Annotated in this window: 13 protein-coding genes; 7 read left to right on the top strand and 6 right to left on the bottom strand. The window is 50.0% G+C overall.

Annotated elements, in window-relative coordinates; all coding sequences use genetic code 11:
* Positions 1-6: 6 nt before the first annotated feature.
* The 6 genes from pnp (at position 7) to BLR73_RS06775 (ending at position 6,525) form a co-directional block, all read left to right on the top strand.
* Positions 7-2,349 carry a polyribonucleotide nucleotidyltransferase gene (gene pnp / locus BLR73_RS06800; protein ID WP_033150323.1) on the top strand — a complete coding sequence of 781 codons (2,343 nt, stop codon included), beginning with the start codon at positions 7-9 and terminating at the stop codon, positions 2,347-2,349.
* 332 nt (positions 2,350-2,681) lie between these two features.
* The gene (gene rplM / locus BLR73_RS06795) at positions 2,682-3,143 is read left to right on the top strand and encodes a 50S ribosomal protein L13 (protein ID WP_013063360.1); all 462 of its coding nucleotides are present in this window, start codon (positions 2,682-2,684) and stop codon (positions 3,141-3,143) included.
* A 9-nt stretch (positions 3,144-3,152) separates the two neighbouring features.
* A complete protein-coding gene (gene rpsI, locus BLR73_RS06790) occupies positions 3,153-3,539 on the top strand; it encodes a 30S ribosomal protein S9 (RefSeq protein WP_013063558.1) in 387 nt (128 codons plus the stop codon).
* 120 nt (positions 3,540-3,659) lie between these two features.
* Entirely contained in the window at positions 3,660-4,469 is an 810-nt protein-coding gene (gene rpsB, locus BLR73_RS06785) for a 30S ribosomal protein S2 (RefSeq protein ID WP_013065523.1), read from the top strand.
* A 36-nt stretch (positions 4,470-4,505) separates the two neighbouring features.
* Positions 4,506-5,504 carry a translation elongation factor Ts gene (tsf, locus tag BLR73_RS06780; RefSeq protein WP_013064482.1) on the top strand — a complete coding sequence of 333 codons (999 nt, stop codon included), beginning with the start codon at positions 4,506-4,508 and terminating at the stop codon, positions 5,502-5,504.
* Positions 5,505-5,565: 61 nt separating this feature from the next.
* Positions 5,566-6,525 (top strand): carbohydrate kinase family protein, encoded by a 960-nt coding sequence (locus BLR73_RS06775; protein WP_091860460.1) that lies wholly within the window; start codon positions 5,566-5,568, stop codon positions 6,523-6,525.
* A 152-nt stretch (positions 6,526-6,677) separates the two neighbouring features.
* Here the strand turns inward: BLR73_RS06775 and BLR73_RS06770 are convergent, their stop codons facing one another.
* A complete protein-coding gene (locus BLR73_RS06770; protein WP_091860457.1) occupies positions 6,678-8,480 on the bottom strand; it encodes a DEAD/DEAH box helicase in 1,803 nt (600 codons plus the stop codon).
* 9 nt (positions 8,481-8,489) lie between these two features.
* Entirely contained in the window at positions 8,490-9,284 is a 795-nt protein-coding gene (locus BLR73_RS06765; protein ID WP_233456373.1) for a flavodoxin, read from the bottom strand.
* A gap of 68 nt (positions 9,285-9,352) precedes the next feature.
* Between BLR73_RS06765 and BLR73_RS06760 the strand changes: the two genes are divergently transcribed.
* On the top strand, positions 9,353-9,886 hold the full coding sequence (locus BLR73_RS06760; RefSeq protein ID WP_013064753.1) for an LOG family protein: 534 nt from the start codon (positions 9,353-9,355) through the stop codon (positions 9,884-9,886).
* Here the strand turns inward: BLR73_RS06760 and BLR73_RS06755 are convergent.
* The 4 genes from BLR73_RS06755 to BLR73_RS06740 all read right to left on the bottom strand — a co-directional run bounded on the left by BLR73_RS06755 (position 9,864) and on the right by BLR73_RS06740 (position 16,242).
* Positions 9,864-11,045: a serine hydrolase domain-containing protein gene (locus tag BLR73_RS06755; protein WP_091860455.1), complete on the bottom strand. Its 1,182-nt coding sequence runs from the start codon at positions 11,043-11,045 to the stop codon at positions 9,864-9,866. The two genes, BLR73_RS06760 and BLR73_RS06755, sit on opposite strands and share 23 nt — an antisense overlap.
* Positions 11,046-11,409: 364 nt before the next feature.
* The gene (locus BLR73_RS06750; RefSeq protein WP_091860452.1) at positions 11,410-13,533 is read right to left on the bottom strand and encodes a S46 family peptidase; all 2,124 of its coding nucleotides are present in this window, start codon (positions 13,531-13,533) and stop codon (positions 11,410-11,412) included.
* A gap of 4 nt (positions 13,534-13,537) precedes the next feature.
* A complete protein-coding gene (locus BLR73_RS06745) occupies positions 13,538-15,004 on the bottom strand; it encodes a lipopolysaccharide biosynthesis protein (protein ID WP_091860449.1) in 1,467 nt (488 codons plus the stop codon).
* Positions 15,005-15,009: 5 nt separating this feature from the next.
* A complete protein-coding gene (locus BLR73_RS06740) occupies positions 15,010-16,242 on the bottom strand; it encodes a nucleoside recognition domain-containing protein (RefSeq protein WP_091860446.1) in 1,233 nt (410 codons plus the stop codon).
* Between the last annotated feature and the right edge of the window lie 208 nt (positions 16,243-16,450).

Below are 16,450 nucleotides of genomic sequence, written 5' to 3'. Positions count from 1 at the left end.
ATTAAGATGAACGTAATTACAAAGACCCTTCAATTGGCTGATGGACGTACCATCACCATTGAAACCGGGAAAGTGGCAAAACAGACCGACGGCTCTGTTGTTCTGCGTATGAACAACACCGTATTGCTCGCCACTGTTTGTGCCGCAAAAGATGCAGTTCCCGGAACAGATTTTATGCCTTTGCAGGTAGATTATCGTGAACAGTACAGCGCAGCCGGACGTTTCCCCGGTGGATTTACCAAGCGCGAAGGCAAAGCCAGCGACAACGAAATCCTGACATCACGACTGGTGGACCGTGTTCTTCGTCCACTCTTCCCTTCGAACTATCACGCTGAGGTATTTGTGAATGTAATGCTGCTCTCAGCCGATGGTGTTGATCAGCCCGACGCCCTTGCAGGTTTTGCTGCTTCGGCTGCTCTGGCTTGCTCGGATATCCCATTCGAGTGCCCCATCAGTGAGGTTCGCGTAGCCCGTGTCAACGGTGAGTATGTTATCGATCCTACCTTCGAGCAGATGAAGGATGCCGATATGGACATCATGGTTGGTGCATCGGCCGAGAACATTATGATGGTAGAGGGAGAGATGAAAGAGGTGTCAGAACAGGATATGATCGGCGCTCTGAAGGCTGCTATGGCTGCTATCAAGCCAATGTGTGAGCTTCAGGCTGAACTCTCAAAGGAACTTGGTAAGGATGTTAAGCGTGAGTACGACCACGAGGTGAACGATGAGGAGCTGCGTGAGCGTATGAACAAGGAGCTGTATCAGCCCGCTTACGATGTTACCAAGCAGGCTCTGCCCAAGCAGGACCGTGCTGATGCCTTCGAGAAGATCCTGACAGACTTCAAGGAGAAGTATGCTGCTGAGCATGCCGACCTGACTGAGGATGAGATGGAAGAGAAGTATGCCATGATGGATCGTTACTATCATGACGTTGAGCGCGACGCTATGCGCCGTTGTATCCTCGACGAGGGTATCCGTCTCGATGGTCGTAAGACCGACGAGATCCGTCCTATCTGGTGCGAGGTTTCACCTCTGCCAATGCCTCACGGAAGTTCAATCTTTACTCGTGGTGAGACACAGTCGCTTTCTACCTGTACTCTGGGTACTAAGCTTGATGAAAAGATGGTTGACGACGTGCTTGAGCACGGTTATCAGCGCTTCTTGCTGCACTATAACTTCCCTCCATTCTGTACTGGTGAGGCCAAGGCCCAGCGTGGCGTAGGTCGTCGTGAGATTGGTCACGGTCACCTGGCATGGCGTGGACTGAAGGGCCAGATTCCTGAGGACTTCCCTTACACAGTTCGTCTGGTAAGCCAGATCCTTGAGTCTAACGGTTCTTCATCAATGGCTACCGTATGTGCTGGTACACTCGCCCTGATGGACGCCGGTGTTCCTATGAAGAAGCCTGTTTCGGGTATTGCCATGGGTCTGATCAAGAATCCTGGAGAAGATAAGTACGCTGTATTGAGCGATATCCTCGGCGACGAGGACCACCTGGGTGATATGGACTTCAAGACCACTGGTACAAAGGATGGTCTGACCGCTACTCAGATGGATATCAAGTGTGATGGTTTGAGCTTCGACATTCTCGAGAAGGCTCTGATGCAGGCTAAGGCCGGTCGTGAGCACATCCTGAAGTGCCTGACCGATACTATCGCTGAGCCACGTGCTGAGATGAAGCCTCAGGTTCCTCGCATCGTTCAGATGGAGATTCCTAAGGAGTTCATCGGTGCTGTAATCGGCCCTGGTGGTAAGATTATCCAGCAGATGCAGGAGGATACTGGTGCTACTATCACTATCGACGAGGTTGACGGTGTAGGTAAGGTCCAGGTATCAGCTCCTAACAAGGAGAGCATCGATGCCGCTATCGGTAAGATTAAGGCTATCGTAGCTATTCCTGAGGTAGGCGAGGTTTACGACGGTGTGGTTCGTTCTATCATGCCTTACGGATGCTTCGTTGAGATTATGCCTGGTAAGGACGGTCTGTTGCACATCAGCGAGATCGACTGGAAGCGCCTTGAGACCGTTGAAGAGGCTGGTATTAAGGAGGGCGACCACATTCAGGTTAAGCTCCTGGAGATTGATCCTAAGACAGGTAAGTACAAGCTCTCTCATCGTGTACTGATTGAGAAGCCTGCCGATTATGTTGAGCGTCCTGCCCGTGGTGAGCGTCGTGAGCGCCCAGAGCGTAATGGCGAGCGTCGTGACCGTCGTCCCGACCGTGGCGATCGTCGCAACGGTGAGCGTCATGGTGAGCGCCGCCCACGTCCTGAGCAGCAGCAGACTGAGGCTCCAAAAGAGGAACAGCCAAAGGACTTCAGTGACTCGTTAGATAACATGGATTTCTAAGAAAGAAATCTTAAAAATAAAGAAAAGCGTTAAATTTGTCTAAATTTGGCGCTTTTTTCTTTTGCGCGTACCTTATATAATAAAAATAGTTAGTACCTTTGCACACCGATTTAGGGGAGAGACTTAGAATCCCCGTGAAATGTTGTGTGAATAGCGGTGTCTTTGGCCGGGCATGGCGGTTCGTGAATCAGCGTTTCAATGATCCCCGTCAGGGAATCAACCCCTACGGGTGCGACGTTAGACTGACAACCGGGAGTTAGACCCTGGGAGTGAGTTTATGCGCGTACATATTTAATTATAAGTTAAACTGTTTTTTAGTAGTAAATTTAAAAATGAACACTTTGAGTTACAAGACACTTTCTGTAAACAAGGAAACAGCAAAGAAGGAGTGGGTGGTAATCGATGCCACAGACCAGGTTGTTGGTCGTCTCGCTTCAAAGGTAGCTAAGCTGATCCGCGGAAAGTACAAGCCAACTTTCACTCCACACGTTGACTGTGGTGACAATGTAATCCTTATCAACGCCGATAAGGTAGTTTTCACTGGTAAGAAAGAGACCGATAAGGTTTATACCCGCTACACAGGTTATCCTGGTGGTCAGCGCTTCAATACTCCTGCTGAGCTTCGCAAGAAGAACGGTGGTGTTGACAAGATGCTGCGTCATGCCGTTAAGGGTATGCTGCCAAAGGGTCCTCTGGGCCGCAGCCTGCTGAACAACCTCTTTATCTATGAGGGTACCGAGCATCCACATGCCGCTCAGCAGCCAAAGACTATTGATATTAACCAGTATAAATAATAAGGAAAGATGGAAGTAATTAACGCAATAGGTCGTCGTAAGAGCTCTGTAGCCCGTGTATACGTAACAGAGGGTACTGGTAAGATTACGATCAACAAGAAAGATTTAGAGGTATATTTCCCATCAGCTATCCTGCAGTATGTGGTTAAGCAGCCACTCGCACTGCTCGAAGTAGCTGAGAAGTATGACATCAAGGCAAACCTCGACGGAGGTGGTTTCACAGGTCAGAGTCAGGCTCTGCGTCTCGCAATTGCCCGCGCTCTGGTGAAGATCAACGAAGAGGATAAGAAGAAGCTGAAGGATGCAGGTTTCATGACACGTGATAGCCGTGAGGTTGAGCGTAAGAAGCCTGGTCGTCCAAAGGCACGTCGTCGCTTCCAGTTCAGTAAGCGTTAATCCCGCTGAAGAACTTAGCGCAAGTTTAGTATCTAAACCCGCTGGATTCCTTTGGACTACCGTCGGGCTGATTCTAAGAAGAATTAAAAAGAAAGTAAACAATTTAAAAGAAGTAAGAAAATGTCAAGAACAAATTTTGATCAGTTGCTGCAGGCTGGCTGTCATTTCGGTCACCTGAAGCGTAAGTGGAACCCCGCTATGGCTCCTTATATTTACACAGAGCGTAACGGTATTCACATCATCGACCTGCATAAGACAGTAGCCAAGGTTGACGAGGCTGCTGAGGCCCTGAAGCAGATTGCCAAGAGTGGCAAGAAAATCCTGTTCGTCGCTACTAAAAAACAGACAAAGGAAGTGGTTGCTGAGAAGGCTGCAAGCATCAACATGCCATACGTTATCGAGCGTTGGCCAGGTGGTATGCTCACAAACTTCCCCACAATCCGTAAGGCCGTTAAGAAAATGGCGAACATCGACCGTCTGATGCAGGATGGAACCTACTCAAACCTCTCAAAGCGTGAGCTGCTGCAGATCACACGTCAGCGTGCTAAGCTCGAGAAGAACCTGGGTTCTATCGCCGATCTGACTCGTCTGCCAAGCGCACTCTTCGTAGTTGATGTAATGAAGGAGAACATTGCCGTTCGCGAGGCTAACCGTCTGGGTATCCCCGTATTCGGTATCGTTGATACTAACTCTGATCCTAACAATATCGACTTCGTTATCCCTGCTAACGACGATGCTAAGGACTCTGTAGAGGCTATCCTGAATGCCTGCTGCACCGCTATCGCCGAGGGTATCGAGGAGCGTAAGGTAGAGAAGGCCGACGAGAAGGCTGCTGATGCTCAGGCTGAGGGCGAGGAGCCTAAGGCTAAGCGTGCTCCACGCAAGGCTCGCAAGGATGCTGAGCCAAAGGCTGAGGCTGCTGCTGAGTAAAATGTAATAATGTAAAAATTAAAAAATTAAAAGATAATGGCTATTTCAATTGATGATATCAAGAAGCTTCGCGCAATGACTGGCGCTGGTCTGGCTGACGTAAAGAAGGCTCTGACCGAGGCTGAGGGCGACTTCGACAAGGCTAAGGAGCTCCTGCGTGAGCGTGGCCTCGCTATTGCTGCTAAGCGTAGCGACCGTGAGACATCTAATGGTTGTGTACTCGTTAAGAGCGTTGATGGCTTCGCTGCTATGATCGCCCTGAAGTGTGAGACCGACTTCGTTGCTAACGGTGCCGATTTCATTGCTCTTACTCAGAGCATCCTCGACGCTGCTATTGCTGCTAAGGCTAAGGATATTGAGGCTGTTAAGGAGCTTACTCTGGCCGACGGTCAGAAGGTTCAGGACGCAGTTACTCAGCGCTCTGGTATCACCGGTGAGAAGATGGAGCTGGATGGCTACCTGACTCTCGAGGGTGAGAACATTGAGATCTACAACCACATGGCAAAGAACACTCTCTGCACCATGGTTCAGACCAACAAGCCCGCTGCCGAGCAGGGTCACCTGGTAGCTATGCAGGTTGCTGCTATGAAGCCAGTAGCTCTCGACGCTCAGAGCATCGATCCAAAGATTCTCGACGAGGAGTACAAGACTGCTGTTGAGAAGTCAAAGCTCGAGCAGGTTCAGAAGTTCGTTGATATGAAGCTCAAGAAGGCTGGTTTGAACCCCAACCTGGTTGATTCTGAGGATCACATCGAGAGCAACATGTCGAAGGGCTGGCTCACACAGGAGCAGGCCGACGAGGCTCGCAAGATCATTGCTGATGCAAAGGTTGAGGGCGAGGCTAACCTGAAGATGCCAATGATTGAGGGTATCGCTAAGGGTCGTGTTGAGAAGTTCAAGAAGGAGAACTGCCTGGTTGACCAGGAGTTCCAGTTCGGCGACGGCGACAAGGCTACTGTTGCTCAGTGGCTCGCTAAGCAGGACAAGGATCTGAAGATCGTTGCCTTCCAGCGCTTCACACTCGTTGCTGACTAATTCATTTAGCAATATAGACAGGATCGGCATTGCGAAAGCAGTGCCGATTTTTTATGAGACTATGAGAAAAGTAATAGGAATAGGAGAAACTATACTGGACATCATCTTCCGCGACGATCAGCCTATTGGTGCTGTGCCTGGCGGTTCGATGTTCAACGGACTGATATCGCTTGGTCGTAGCGGCGTAGATGCGGCTTTTATCAGCGAAACGGGCAACGACCGTGTGGGGCGTCGCATCATCAGTTTCCTGGAGGATAATCATGTTGATGCCTCGAATATCAGCGTGTATCCCGAGGCCAAATCGCCCATATCTCTGGCATTTCTGAACGAGAACAACGATGCCGAGTATATCTTTTATAAGGATCATCCCCACGACCGCCTGGAGTTTATCACGCCCGATATCCAGCCTAACGATGTGGTGATGTTTGGCTCGTTCTATGCCATCAACCCTGTTATCCGTCCACAGATGCTGGCATTTCTGCAGTATGCACACGAGCAGGGTGCCATTCTTTACTACGATGTAAACTATCGTGCGTCGCATCTCAAGGATCTGGTAAAGGTTACGGCCAATATCCTTGAGAACTTTGAGTTGGCCGATATCATCAAAGGCAGCTCGGAGGATTTTGAGAATATGTATAACAAGACGGGGGCCGATAGCGTGTACCGTTCGCAGATAGATTTCTACTGCAAGAACTTTATCTATACGCAGGGTGCCCAGCCTATCGAGTTCCGTGCGCAGGGTGGTTTGGCCAAGCAGTATCCTGTAGCAGCCACACAAACGGTTAGTACCATTGGCGCAGGCGATAACTTTAATGCCGGCTTTGTGTACGGACTGCTTAAGTATGGCGTTACACGTGATATGCTGCACGAGGGCGTTGATGCGGCCATCTGGGATAAGGTGATAGCCGAGGCCCAGCAGTTTGCAGCCAATGTGTGTGGTAGCATTAACAACAGCGTTGATACCGCCTTTGGCGAACGCAAAAAAACAGAATACCTTTCTGAGCTTGAAGCAATGGAATAGTTTTTTTGGCACGGATTACACGGCTTTTTTTATAAAAAAGACACGGCTTTAGCATTGCAACTATAGCCGTGTTTTTAATTTATTAAAGCCGTGTTCGCTCGGCTTTGCCGCTTGGCTCGTCCAAGAATCCGTGCCTAATACTATCAGCCTAATTACTTCTTTTTCTTGCGGGGCTTGCGCATGGCCCAGCCTTCTTCGCTAAAGTCGGGCTCCTTGCCTTTCAATTCGCGTGGTGCCTTGCCCATCAGCTCGCGCCAGTTATCTTTCTTCTGGCGCTTGGGCTTGCTTGAACGCTCGCCGCCCTTGCCCTGTCGCTCGCCACCCTTGCTGGCATCATCGGCGTCGTTGCAACGCACCGTCTGACCCTTGTAGCGGATACCTGTCAGCTGCAGCATTACCTTCTTAGCATCCTTTTCGGGCACCTCAAAGTACGAAATGCTATCCAGCAGGTCGATATGGCCCACCTCCTGGCGTCCGCCCACAAATCGGTTCAGCGTCTGCATCAGCTCGCCTGGGTAGAAACCGTTGCGCTTACCAAGGTTGATAAACAGTCGGCGGTAACCCTTCTGCGGCTTGTTCTGCAACTTCTGCTTGTCGCTCTGCTGGCGTCGGTCCTTCTTTTCAGGCACCACAGGCTCAATCTCTGGTGCGTCGGCATAGTAGGCCAGGAACTTACCAAACTCAAGCGATACAATCTTCTTTATCAGCTCGTCCTTGTCGATATACTCAAAGTAGCGGTTGATATCCTGCATGAATGGGGCAATCTCCTCGTCGTCAACGTCGGTCTTAACAATCTGGTCCATCACCTTATAGAGCTGCTTTTTGCAGATCTCTTCGGCCGATGGAATCTCGGCCTTTACAAACTCTTTGCCGATAATCTTCTCGATGTTACGGATCTTAAATTTTTCGCGACTGTGTACAATCGAGATAGATGTACCTTTCTTGCCCGCACGGCCTGTACGGCCTGAGCGGTGAGTGTAGCTCTCGATGTCATCGGGCAATCCGAAGTTAATCACGTGCGTCAAGTCGTCAACGTCCAGTCCGCGTGCAGCCACATCGGTAGCTACCAGCAGCTGTGTCAGGTGGTTGCGGAACTTCTGCATCGTCTGGTCGCGCTGCTGCTGGTTCAGGTCGCCATGCAGCGATTCGGCATTATAGCCGTCCTTAATCAGCTTGTCGGCCACCTCTTGTGTCTCTACCTTGGTGCGACAGAAGATAATGGCAAAGATGCGTGGATAGAAGTCTACGATACGTTTCAGCGCCAGATATTTATCCTTGGCGTTCACCATATAATAGATGTGGTTTACGCTCTCGGCGCCCTCGTTGCGGCTGCCCACAACTATCTCTTTGTAGTCGTGCAGATACTTCTTGGCCACACGCTCCACCTCTTTGCTCATAGTGGCCGAGAACATCAGCGTGTGATGATCGGCCGAGAGCGACTCGAATATCTCGTTGATACTGTCTGAGAAGCCCATATTCAGCATCTCATCAGCCTCGTCGAGCACAATGTTAGTTACTTGCTCCAGGCGGGCAATGCCGCGATGCATCAGGTCAACCAGTCGGCCTGGTGTGGCCACGATAATCTCAACACCCTTTTTCAGCGCGCGCATCTGCGGCTCGATGGCAGCGCCACCATACACGGCCTCTACATGCACGCCATCCATATATTTGGCAAAGTCGCGCAGGTCGTCGGCTATCTGCAGGCACAGCTCACGTGTTGGCGAGAGCACCAGTGCCTGTGTGTAGCGCTGTGTTGTGTCGATGCGCTCAAGCAATGGAATGCCGAACGCTGCTGTTTTTCCGGTACCAGTCTGGGCCAGGGCTATCACATCGTTTTCGTTGCCCAGCAGGTATGGTATTACCGCCTCCTGTACAGGCATCGGATGTACAAACCCTAACTCTTCGATGGCTTTGCGAATCTGCTCGCAAACGCCTAATTCTTCAAATGTCTTCATTAAATAAATTTATCTTACTACTTCTGTAAATTCTGGCTTGCCGCCCTTTTCTACGGTTACGTAGATGGTTGCGGTGGCCTCTTTGCCGTTCATGCCGCGTGTTTTTACGCTGAACTCATAGTCGGTGCCATCGGGCGTTTCGCGCTTACCTACTGTCTGAGGTGTGCCGAGAGGGAACTGATAGCTCGAGCAGGCGGCGTCAAACAGCGCCTTCTCGGCATCGGTTACGGGCTTCTGTGCTGTATAGGCTGGCAGGGCTTTTACGCGGCCTTTCTTGTAGCCGTTCTCTGTCAGAAAACGGTCCAGCTCCTTGGCTGCTTTAGCCACGCGGGCTGTACGTACGCCATAGCCCTGGGCAATCTTGGCCTTGGGCAGTGCCTTTTTCAGGTCGGCCGATGATGTGTTCAGTCCGCCGCTGCCAAAGGTGCAGAAGGGCACAATCGTCTTACCTGCAAAATCCTGCCCGTTTAGCAGGGTTACTATCGGATTGGCATAGGTGCCAAACCAGATGGGGTATCCTAAAAAGATAACATCGTACTTACTCATATCCTTTTTAAGGGGCTTGATAGCTGGCCACTGGCCGTTAGCTCGCTCCTTGTTGCCACGCTGGATGGTAGCCTGAAAATCGCCTGTATAAGGCTCAACAGCCTCTACGGCTTCGATGTCAGCACCCAGTTGTTTCTGGATTTCCTCGGCTACGGTCTTGGTTGTACCATTCTCTGAGTAGTAAAGCACCAGCTTCTGCTGTGCCCAGCTCGTTGCAATGCCTGTAATCATTGCCAATGATAAAAATAGTTTTCGCATAATAATTTTGTTTAATTGTCTATAATCGTTTGCAAAGATACAAAATAATTTGTAATTTTGCAAGCATTATGAAAATATGTGTGTTTTGTTCTGCCAACGAGCAGATTGATGCCGAGTTTTTTACGCTAACTGCCGAGCTTGGCAAGTGGGCTGCTGAGAGTGGTCATAGCATCGTGTATGGCGGTGTTAACCAGGGCCTGATGGAGTGTGTGGCCAAGGCTGCCAAAACGGCTGGCGGCCGTACCATCGGTGTGGTGCCTACCAAGGTAGAAGAAACGGGACGCACCAGCGATTACGTAGAGATAGAGATACCTTGCGATAACCTGACCGACCGCAAGCAGCTGATGATGGACCAGAGCGATGTGTTTATCGCCCTGCCAGGCGGCATCGGCACGCTCGACGAGGTGTTTACTGTTGCCGCATCGGCCACCATCGGCTATCACCACAAGCCCGTCATCCTATATAACATGAAAGGCTTCTGGGATCAGCTGATAGCCCTGATGGACGATCTGCAGGCCCGCGGCATGATTCGCGGCGATTGGCACCAGTACATCAAAGTGGCCAACAGCTTAGACGACATCAAAACTCTTTGTAGTTGCTAAGCAACTCAAACATGTAAGGTATAAAGGCATACGTATCGTCGCGCTTGCCAAAACGTACCATGATGAGGTTCTTGTATGGGTTTACATACAGCACCTGTGCACGTATGCCGTGGGCGTAGAATCCGGGATATTCGGGCTTTTCGGTCATCCAGCTGGTGTTGTACCAGTTAAAGTGGTAGCCTTCGTTATCGGTATTGTAATCGGTTGACTGCTTAATCCACTCCTCGCTCACAATACGTTTGCCGTTCCACATACCCTTGTTCAGATACAGTCGACCTATCTTGGCCAGGTCTTTCATGCTGGTGCTGATGCCGCCAAAGGCATGCGCCATACGGTGTTTCTTGCTATCGATGTTTACGATGGCAGGCGATTCCATCTGTAGTGGCTTCCATACCTTCTCGCTCAGGTAGCTGGTATAGCTTTGACCAGTGGCACGCTGTATTACCACGCCCAGTATCTGTGTGGTCATACTCTCGTATTTGTGCTTGGTTCCCGGTTCGTTCTCGAATTTCAAACCGCGAATCTGCTTCATTACGTTTTTGCCATAGTTAAGCTTGGCCATGGCGTTCAGGCGTTTCAGGTCCTTCAGTCGCAGCGAGTAAGTATCGTCAAAGTCCAGGCCGCTACGCATGTCAAGCAAGTGTCGGATGGTAAGTTTCTGCCACATCTTATCCTTCTTTTTCAGTTCGGGCAGATAGTCGGTTACAGGGTCGTCGATGCTTTTAATATAGCCCTCGTCAACCGCAATGCCACAAAGCAGCGATGTGATGGATTTTGAAACCGAGAACACCGTAGCCAGTCTGTCGGTAGTGATATCGCCTACGCATTTTTCGTAGATGATGCTGTCGTTCTGTATAATCAGCACGCCCTGTGTATCGGTCTTGCCGTCGAGCGCCTGCCATAGCGTTCTTGGCTTTTTGTAGGCGGGTGGTTGCGTAAAAAAGTGCAGGGTGTCTATCCATTCGGCCTGCTGCTTGGCGTAAGGAAAGCTGAATGCGGTTGGGCCGTTGGCAATCGTATCGTGCACGTGATGCTCAAAGCTGTAGGATGTAGGTCCGGCTGCGCCGTCGGCCTTGTAGCCGCGAACGATGGCGCACGATGTAAAAATCAGGCAACTTGCAGCTAAGGCAAGGTTGTTAAGTAATTGCAGTTTCTTCATTTTTTCTACTATCTGTTTTGTTAATTCCGGCTGCAAAAGTACAAATAGTTTTTCATATTCCAAGCGCCTGTTTGCAAAACGTCTAAATATTATACATTCCCATTTATGGGAGCATAATGTTCTTCGACAAGCGAAGCGGCAAAGCCGATTTCCCACGTTGGGAATGAAACGTTCCCAGGTTGGGAACAAAACATTCCCAAGTTGGGAAAAAATTCGCGCTTTTGCAGGCGATGGGACAAGGCATCTGCTAACGTTTTTGATTTATAGTCTATAGGCCGGCATCGAAGCCAAGGCCCGAAAAGAAGCAGTGTGGATTACCATCAGGTAGTCCACACTGGCTTTTTATCATTGTAAGTGCTAATATTTACTTGGCACCAATCTCTTTAATCAGGCGGTCGGCTTTTCCCCAGCTTTCCATCATGTACAGCACGTAGCGGATATCAACGCCGATGCAGCGGGCCAGCTGCTTGTCGAAGAAGATGTCTGAACTGAGTGAATCCCAGTTGCCATCAAAGGCCAGGCCGATGAGCTCGCCCTTGCCGTTGAACATAGGCGAACCTGAGTTACCACCGGTGATGTCGTTGTTCGACAGGAAACACAGGTGCATCTTGCCTGTGGTTTTATCGGTATATTTACCAAAATCCTTCTTAGAGAGCAGCTCCTTCATGATAGGCTCGGCCTCGTAGTCGATAACGCCATTCTCGCCTTGCTTCATCTTCTCAACAATGCTCTCGGCGGTAGTGTAATAGCCTGAGGGCTTGCCGGCCAGCAGGTACTCGCCTACCTGACCGTACGAGAGGCGCATGGTGAAGTTGGCATCGCTGTAGTTAGGCATATCCTCCTCCATGCGCAGCTTGGCAGCACACAGGTAGCGCTCCTGCACGGCGATAGAATCGTAAACCTCGGTAGCCTCGGCTATAATGTCGCTTATGGTGTTGTTAAGACTCTCGCCAAAGGCCACACCAGGATCCTTACGGAAGCTCTTCTTGTTGATATAGATTTTCTTGCCGTTCTTCATCAGCTGCGACTTCTTGAAAAGATAGTCGATATACTTCTGATAGTTGCCGCCAAAGTCGCGATCAACTACCTGATAGAAGTCTGGCAGGTATTTCTCTTCAACCTGAGTGCGATAGAATGCCATGGCTGCAGCCTGAATCTCCTTGTCGGTAGCCTCGTCCCACTCGTTGCTGTTGTCTTCGAACTCTATGTACTGGCTCTTGGGCTTATTCTCATCGCCCTTAACGGCAGCGCCGTTCTGGGCACGATAAGCACGGCGTGTAAGCTCGTCGGCGCTACGGCCGCCAAAGGTCTCGCTAAAGTAGGTGAGTGCCTTAATGGCCTTGAACTGCTTAGCGTACAGGCGCTCCAGAAGGTCGAAGTCGAGTTTGCCCTTCAGGAATCCAGTTGAATCCTGCCAGCAGCGTATCTTCTGTTCGAACTCGGCCTTCTGCTTAATCAATCCGATAGAGTCGATACACTTGTTCATACCGATAGAGTTCTTCCAGTAGTTTGAGCTCTGGGCGTACTTAGAGTCGTACTTGATACGTACAGCCTCGTCGGCGCGCATGTGGCGGATCATGATGTCCTGCTTAATCTCACGAGTCTTATAGCGTGGCTCATTTTCGGCATCGCGACGCTCGCGGATACCATAGCTTGAGAGGTAGCGGTTGGTAGAGCCTGGATAGCCGATGGTCATAGAGAACGAACCTGGCACGTAGCCCTGCAGCGATACGGGTGCCCACTTCTTTGGGTGGTAAGGCACGTTATCCTTTGAGTACTTGGCAGGACCGCCGTTTTTTGGATCAACATAGATGCGGAAAACCGAGAAGTCGCAAGTCTGTCGGGGCCACATCCAGTTATCGGTCTCGCCACCAAACTTACCCATCGACTTGGGCAGGGCGAACACCAGGCGCACATCGTTGAAGTCGCGATAGGTAGTAAGGAAGTAGCGGTTGCCCTCGTAGAAAGGCTTCAGCTCTACGCGCAGGGTTGAATCCTGCTGGCGGATGGCCTTGCTCATAGCGTTTTCTACAGAATCAACAAACTGGGCGCGCTTGCTTTGCGCCAGGTTGTTAAGTCCTAATGAGTCGAGATAGGCTGTTACATCCTTCTGCTCAATCATAAAGCTTACAAACAGGCGCTCGTTGGGCAGTTCCTCTTCGTAAGAGTTAGCTACAAAGCCGTTCAGCATGTAATCGTGCTCAACGGTAGAGTGCGAGCGGATGGCCTCGAAACCGCAGTGGTGATTGGTAAACACCAGTCCATCGGGCGAAACGACTACACCCGAGCAGAAACCGCCAAAGTTAACCACGCAGTTTTTAACGGCATCTTCGCCGTAGTACAGCGCGCTGTAAGGCAACTCAAAGTTCTCCTGCTTCATGGTTTCGTAAACGGCATTGGGCAGGTTGTAAAGTGTCCACATGCCCTCGTCGGCCTTAGTGCTTGTAAGGCTGCATGCAGCAAGTAAAGTAAAAAGTAACTTTTTCATATATTTATTTTGTTTTCTTGAATTTCTTTCCGATAACGGGCAGGCTTGAAAGGGGCATGTCGGTTTTGATGATGCGGTAGATAAAGCCTAAAATCATCAGGCTGTTCCAGATGAGTGATGCCCAGGCAGGCAGTCGCTGCTCGCCCCATTTCATCAGGGCAAAGAAGGCACCTGCGGCAATAAAGTAAATAATGATATCCTTCATAGGATAGGGGATGGGATTCTGTTTCTGACCAACGATATAGCTCAGTACCATAGCTGTGCCATAACCTGCCAGTCCGCCCCAAGCGCAGGCCCAGTAGCCTATCTGGGGGATGAAGATAACGTTAACGCCAAACAGCACAGCGCAGCCTGCCAGCGAGAACCAGGCACCATAGATGGTCTTGTCGATAAGCTTGTACCAGAACGACAGGTTGAAGTAAACGCCCATAAATATCTCGGCCATCATCACTATCGGCACAATGCCCAGTCCCTCGCGGAACTTATCGCCTACCAGGTACTTGAAGATATCGATATAACCCATCACGCACAGGAATGCCAGCAGCGTGAATATCACAAAGAACTTCATCGACTTGGCATACAGCTCCTTGCTGTTCTTATCCTTGGCCGAACCGAATACGATGGGCTCGTAGGCAAAACGGAAGGCCTGGGTAATCAGGGCCATTATCATTGCAATTTTGATGCAGGCACCATAGATACCTAACTGATGGCGCCCCTCCTCAGAGTCGAGGATACGTGGCAGCAGTATCTGTCCGGCCACCTGGTTCAGTATGCCTGCAATACCCAGCACCAGCAAGGGCCACGAGTAGCTAAGCATCTGTTTGCACTTCTGGCTATCGAACTGCCATTTAAAGCCCACCAGCTCGCTGATGAGGCAGAACGATATAATAGTGGTACACAGCAGGTTGATGGCAAAGGCATAACCGATGTGTATCTGCCACTCGGGGTTGATTTGCGGCATCAGCCAGTAAGCCACCACGTTAAGCGTAACGCTCATGAAGATAAACAGCAACTTGAGCGATGCAAACTTAATGGGGCGATGCTTGTAGCGCAGATAGGCAAAGGGGATGGCCTGGAAGGCATCTTGAGCCACGGTTACAAACATCATGCCTACGTACCACTTGTGGTTGGGGTAGTCGAGCACGCTGGCGATGGGGTTGATAAACAGCAGTACCAGTGCAGCAAACGTGAGGCACACGCCGCCAACCATCATCAGCGCCGTGCTATATACACGCATCTTGTCGCCCTCTTCCTTATTCATAAAGCGGAAGAAGGTGGTTTCCATACCAAACGTCAGCAGCACCATCAGTAGGGCTGTCTGGGCATAGATATCGTTGTAGATGCCGTAGTCGGCACAACTCTTAAGCGTATAAGTATAGAGAGGCACCATCAGGTAGTTCAGGAATCTACCAACAATGCTCGAAAGGCCGTAGATAGCCGTGTCTTTTGCTAATGATTTTAAATTTGCCATAGTTTTTATCCGAAGAACATATATGCTATTGCGATGGCTGCGATGATGCCAGCCAAGTCGGCTAACAGTCCGCATGCCACAGCGTGACGTGTTTTAACAATGCCTACGCTACCAAAATAAACTGCAAGAATATAGAATGTGGTATCGGTAGAGCCCTGGAAAATACAGCTCAGTCGGCCTACAAACGAGTCGGCACCATAGGTGGTCATCGCATCAACCATCATGCCGCGGGCGCCGCTGCCACTCAGCGGTTTCATCAGCGCAGTAGGCAGCGCGCCTACAAAATCGGTATTACCTCCGCAGGCCTCTACACCATATTTCACGCCATCAATCAGCATGTCCATCGCACCTGAGGCACGGAATACACCGATGCCCACCAAAATGGCTACCAGGTAGGGGATGATGCGTACGGCAGTAGTAAAGCCCTCTTTGGCACCCTCGATAAACGCATCGTACACATTAATCTTCTTGCGAACGCCTGCCAGTATAAAGGCGATGATAATCAGCATCAGCATAATGTTAGCGGCGCTGGTGCTTACTTTGTTCATCAATATCGAGTCCATCTGTCCGAAGCCCCAGATAACTGTGGCTACCACCAGAGCTGCACCGCCAAGGGTAAGCAGCATGGTTTTATTGAGCAGATTGATCTTCTGGAAAAAGCTGGTGATGATGATACCTGCCAACGTAGAGAAGAACGTGGCCAGCAGGATGGGTATAAAAATATCCGTGGGCTGTGCAGCACCCATCTGGGCACGATACACCAGGATAGATATTGGTATGAGTGTAAGTCCGCTGGTGTTCAGTACCAGGAACATAATCATCGGGTTGCTGGCTGTATCCTTTTTCTGGTTCAGATCCTGCAACTGCTCCATCGCCTTAAGACCTAAAGGAGTGGCAGCATTGTCGAGACCTAACATGTTGGCGGCAATATTCATAAAAATGCTGCCCGTTACTGGATGGCCCTTGGGGATATCGGGGAACAGCTTGGTAAAAACAGGACTCAGCAACTTGGCCAGCACGTTTACCACGCCGCCCTTTTCGCCTATCTTCATAATACCCAGCCACAGCGACAGTACGCCTGTGAGGCCTAAAGATATTTCGAAAGCAGTCTTAGACGATGAGAACGTTGAGTCCATCATAGCTGGGAAGACGTCGAAATCTCCCCAAAACACCAGCTTTATCACAGCAATCACGAATGCGATGATAAAGAATCCTATCCAAATCCAATTAAGTACCATAACAGCGTGCAAAGATACAGTATTTTTCCGATATAAACAAGCATTATAGCTAATAAAAGCAAAAGAGAGCACCTGCTCCCGCAGCCGCTCACTTCAATTTTAGTTTGTTTAAGTATTTGATGCAAAGTAATTGGTTAAAAAAACCGGTTTACTTTTTTACCATGCAAAAATACTAAAAATAGTGCACCGCCAATGATTATTGTTGTTA

Source organism: Prevotella sp. khp1, from assembly GCF_900102205.1.
Taxonomy (GTDB): domain Bacteria; phylum Bacteroidota; class Bacteroidia; order Bacteroidales; family Bacteroidaceae; genus Prevotella; species Prevotella ruminicola.
The sequence above is the reverse complement of the archived record's forward strand: the minus strand, read 5'-3'. Positions and strand labels throughout refer to the sequence as shown.

Excerpts from the sequence above, each read along its gene's own strand:
- tsf (WP_013064482.1), top strand. The coding sequence starts at position 4,506 with ATGGCTATTTCAATTGATGATATCAAGAAGCTTCGCGCAATGACTGGC.
- BLR73_RS06765 (WP_233456373.1), bottom strand. The coding sequence starts at position 9,284 with ATGCGAAAACTATTTTTATCATTGGCAATGATTACAGGCATTGCAACG.
- rpsI (WP_013063558.1), top strand. The coding sequence starts at position 3,153 with ATGGAAGTAATTAACGCAATAGGTCGTCGTAAGAGCTCTGTAGCCCGT.
- BLR73_RS06760 (WP_013064753.1), top strand. The coding sequence starts at position 9,353 with ATGAAAATATGTGTGTTTTGTTCTGCCAACGAGCAGATTGATGCCGAG.
- BLR73_RS06775 (WP_091860460.1), top strand. The coding sequence starts at position 5,566 with ATGAGAAAAGTAATAGGAATAGGAGAAACTATACTGGACATCATCTTC.
- pnp (WP_033150323.1), top strand. The coding sequence starts at position 7 with ATGAACGTAATTACAAAGACCCTTCAATTGGCTGATGGACGTACCATC.
- BLR73_RS06750 (WP_091860452.1), bottom strand. The coding sequence starts at position 13,533 with ATGAAAAAGTTACTTTTTACTTTACTTGCTGCATGCAGCCTTACAAGC.
- BLR73_RS06755 (WP_091860455.1), bottom strand. The coding sequence starts at position 11,045 with ATGAAGAAACTGCAATTACTTAACAACCTTGCCTTAGCTGCAAGTTGC.
- BLR73_RS06745 (WP_091860449.1), bottom strand. The coding sequence starts at position 15,004 with ATGGCAAATTTAAAATCATTAGCAAAAGACACGGCTATCTACGGCCTT.
- BLR73_RS06740 (WP_091860446.1), bottom strand. The coding sequence starts at position 16,242 with ATGGTACTTAATTGGATTTGGATAGGATTCTTTATCATCGCATTCGTG.
- rplM (WP_013063360.1), top strand. The coding sequence starts at position 2,682 with ATGAACACTTTGAGTTACAAGACACTTTCTGTAAACAAGGAAACAGCA.
- BLR73_RS06770 (WP_091860457.1), bottom strand. The coding sequence starts at position 8,480 with ATGAAGACATTTGAAGAATTAGGCGTTTGCGAGCAGATTCGCAAAGCC.
- rpsB (WP_013065523.1), top strand. The coding sequence starts at position 3,660 with ATGTCAAGAACAAATTTTGATCAGTTGCTGCAGGCTGGCTGTCATTTC.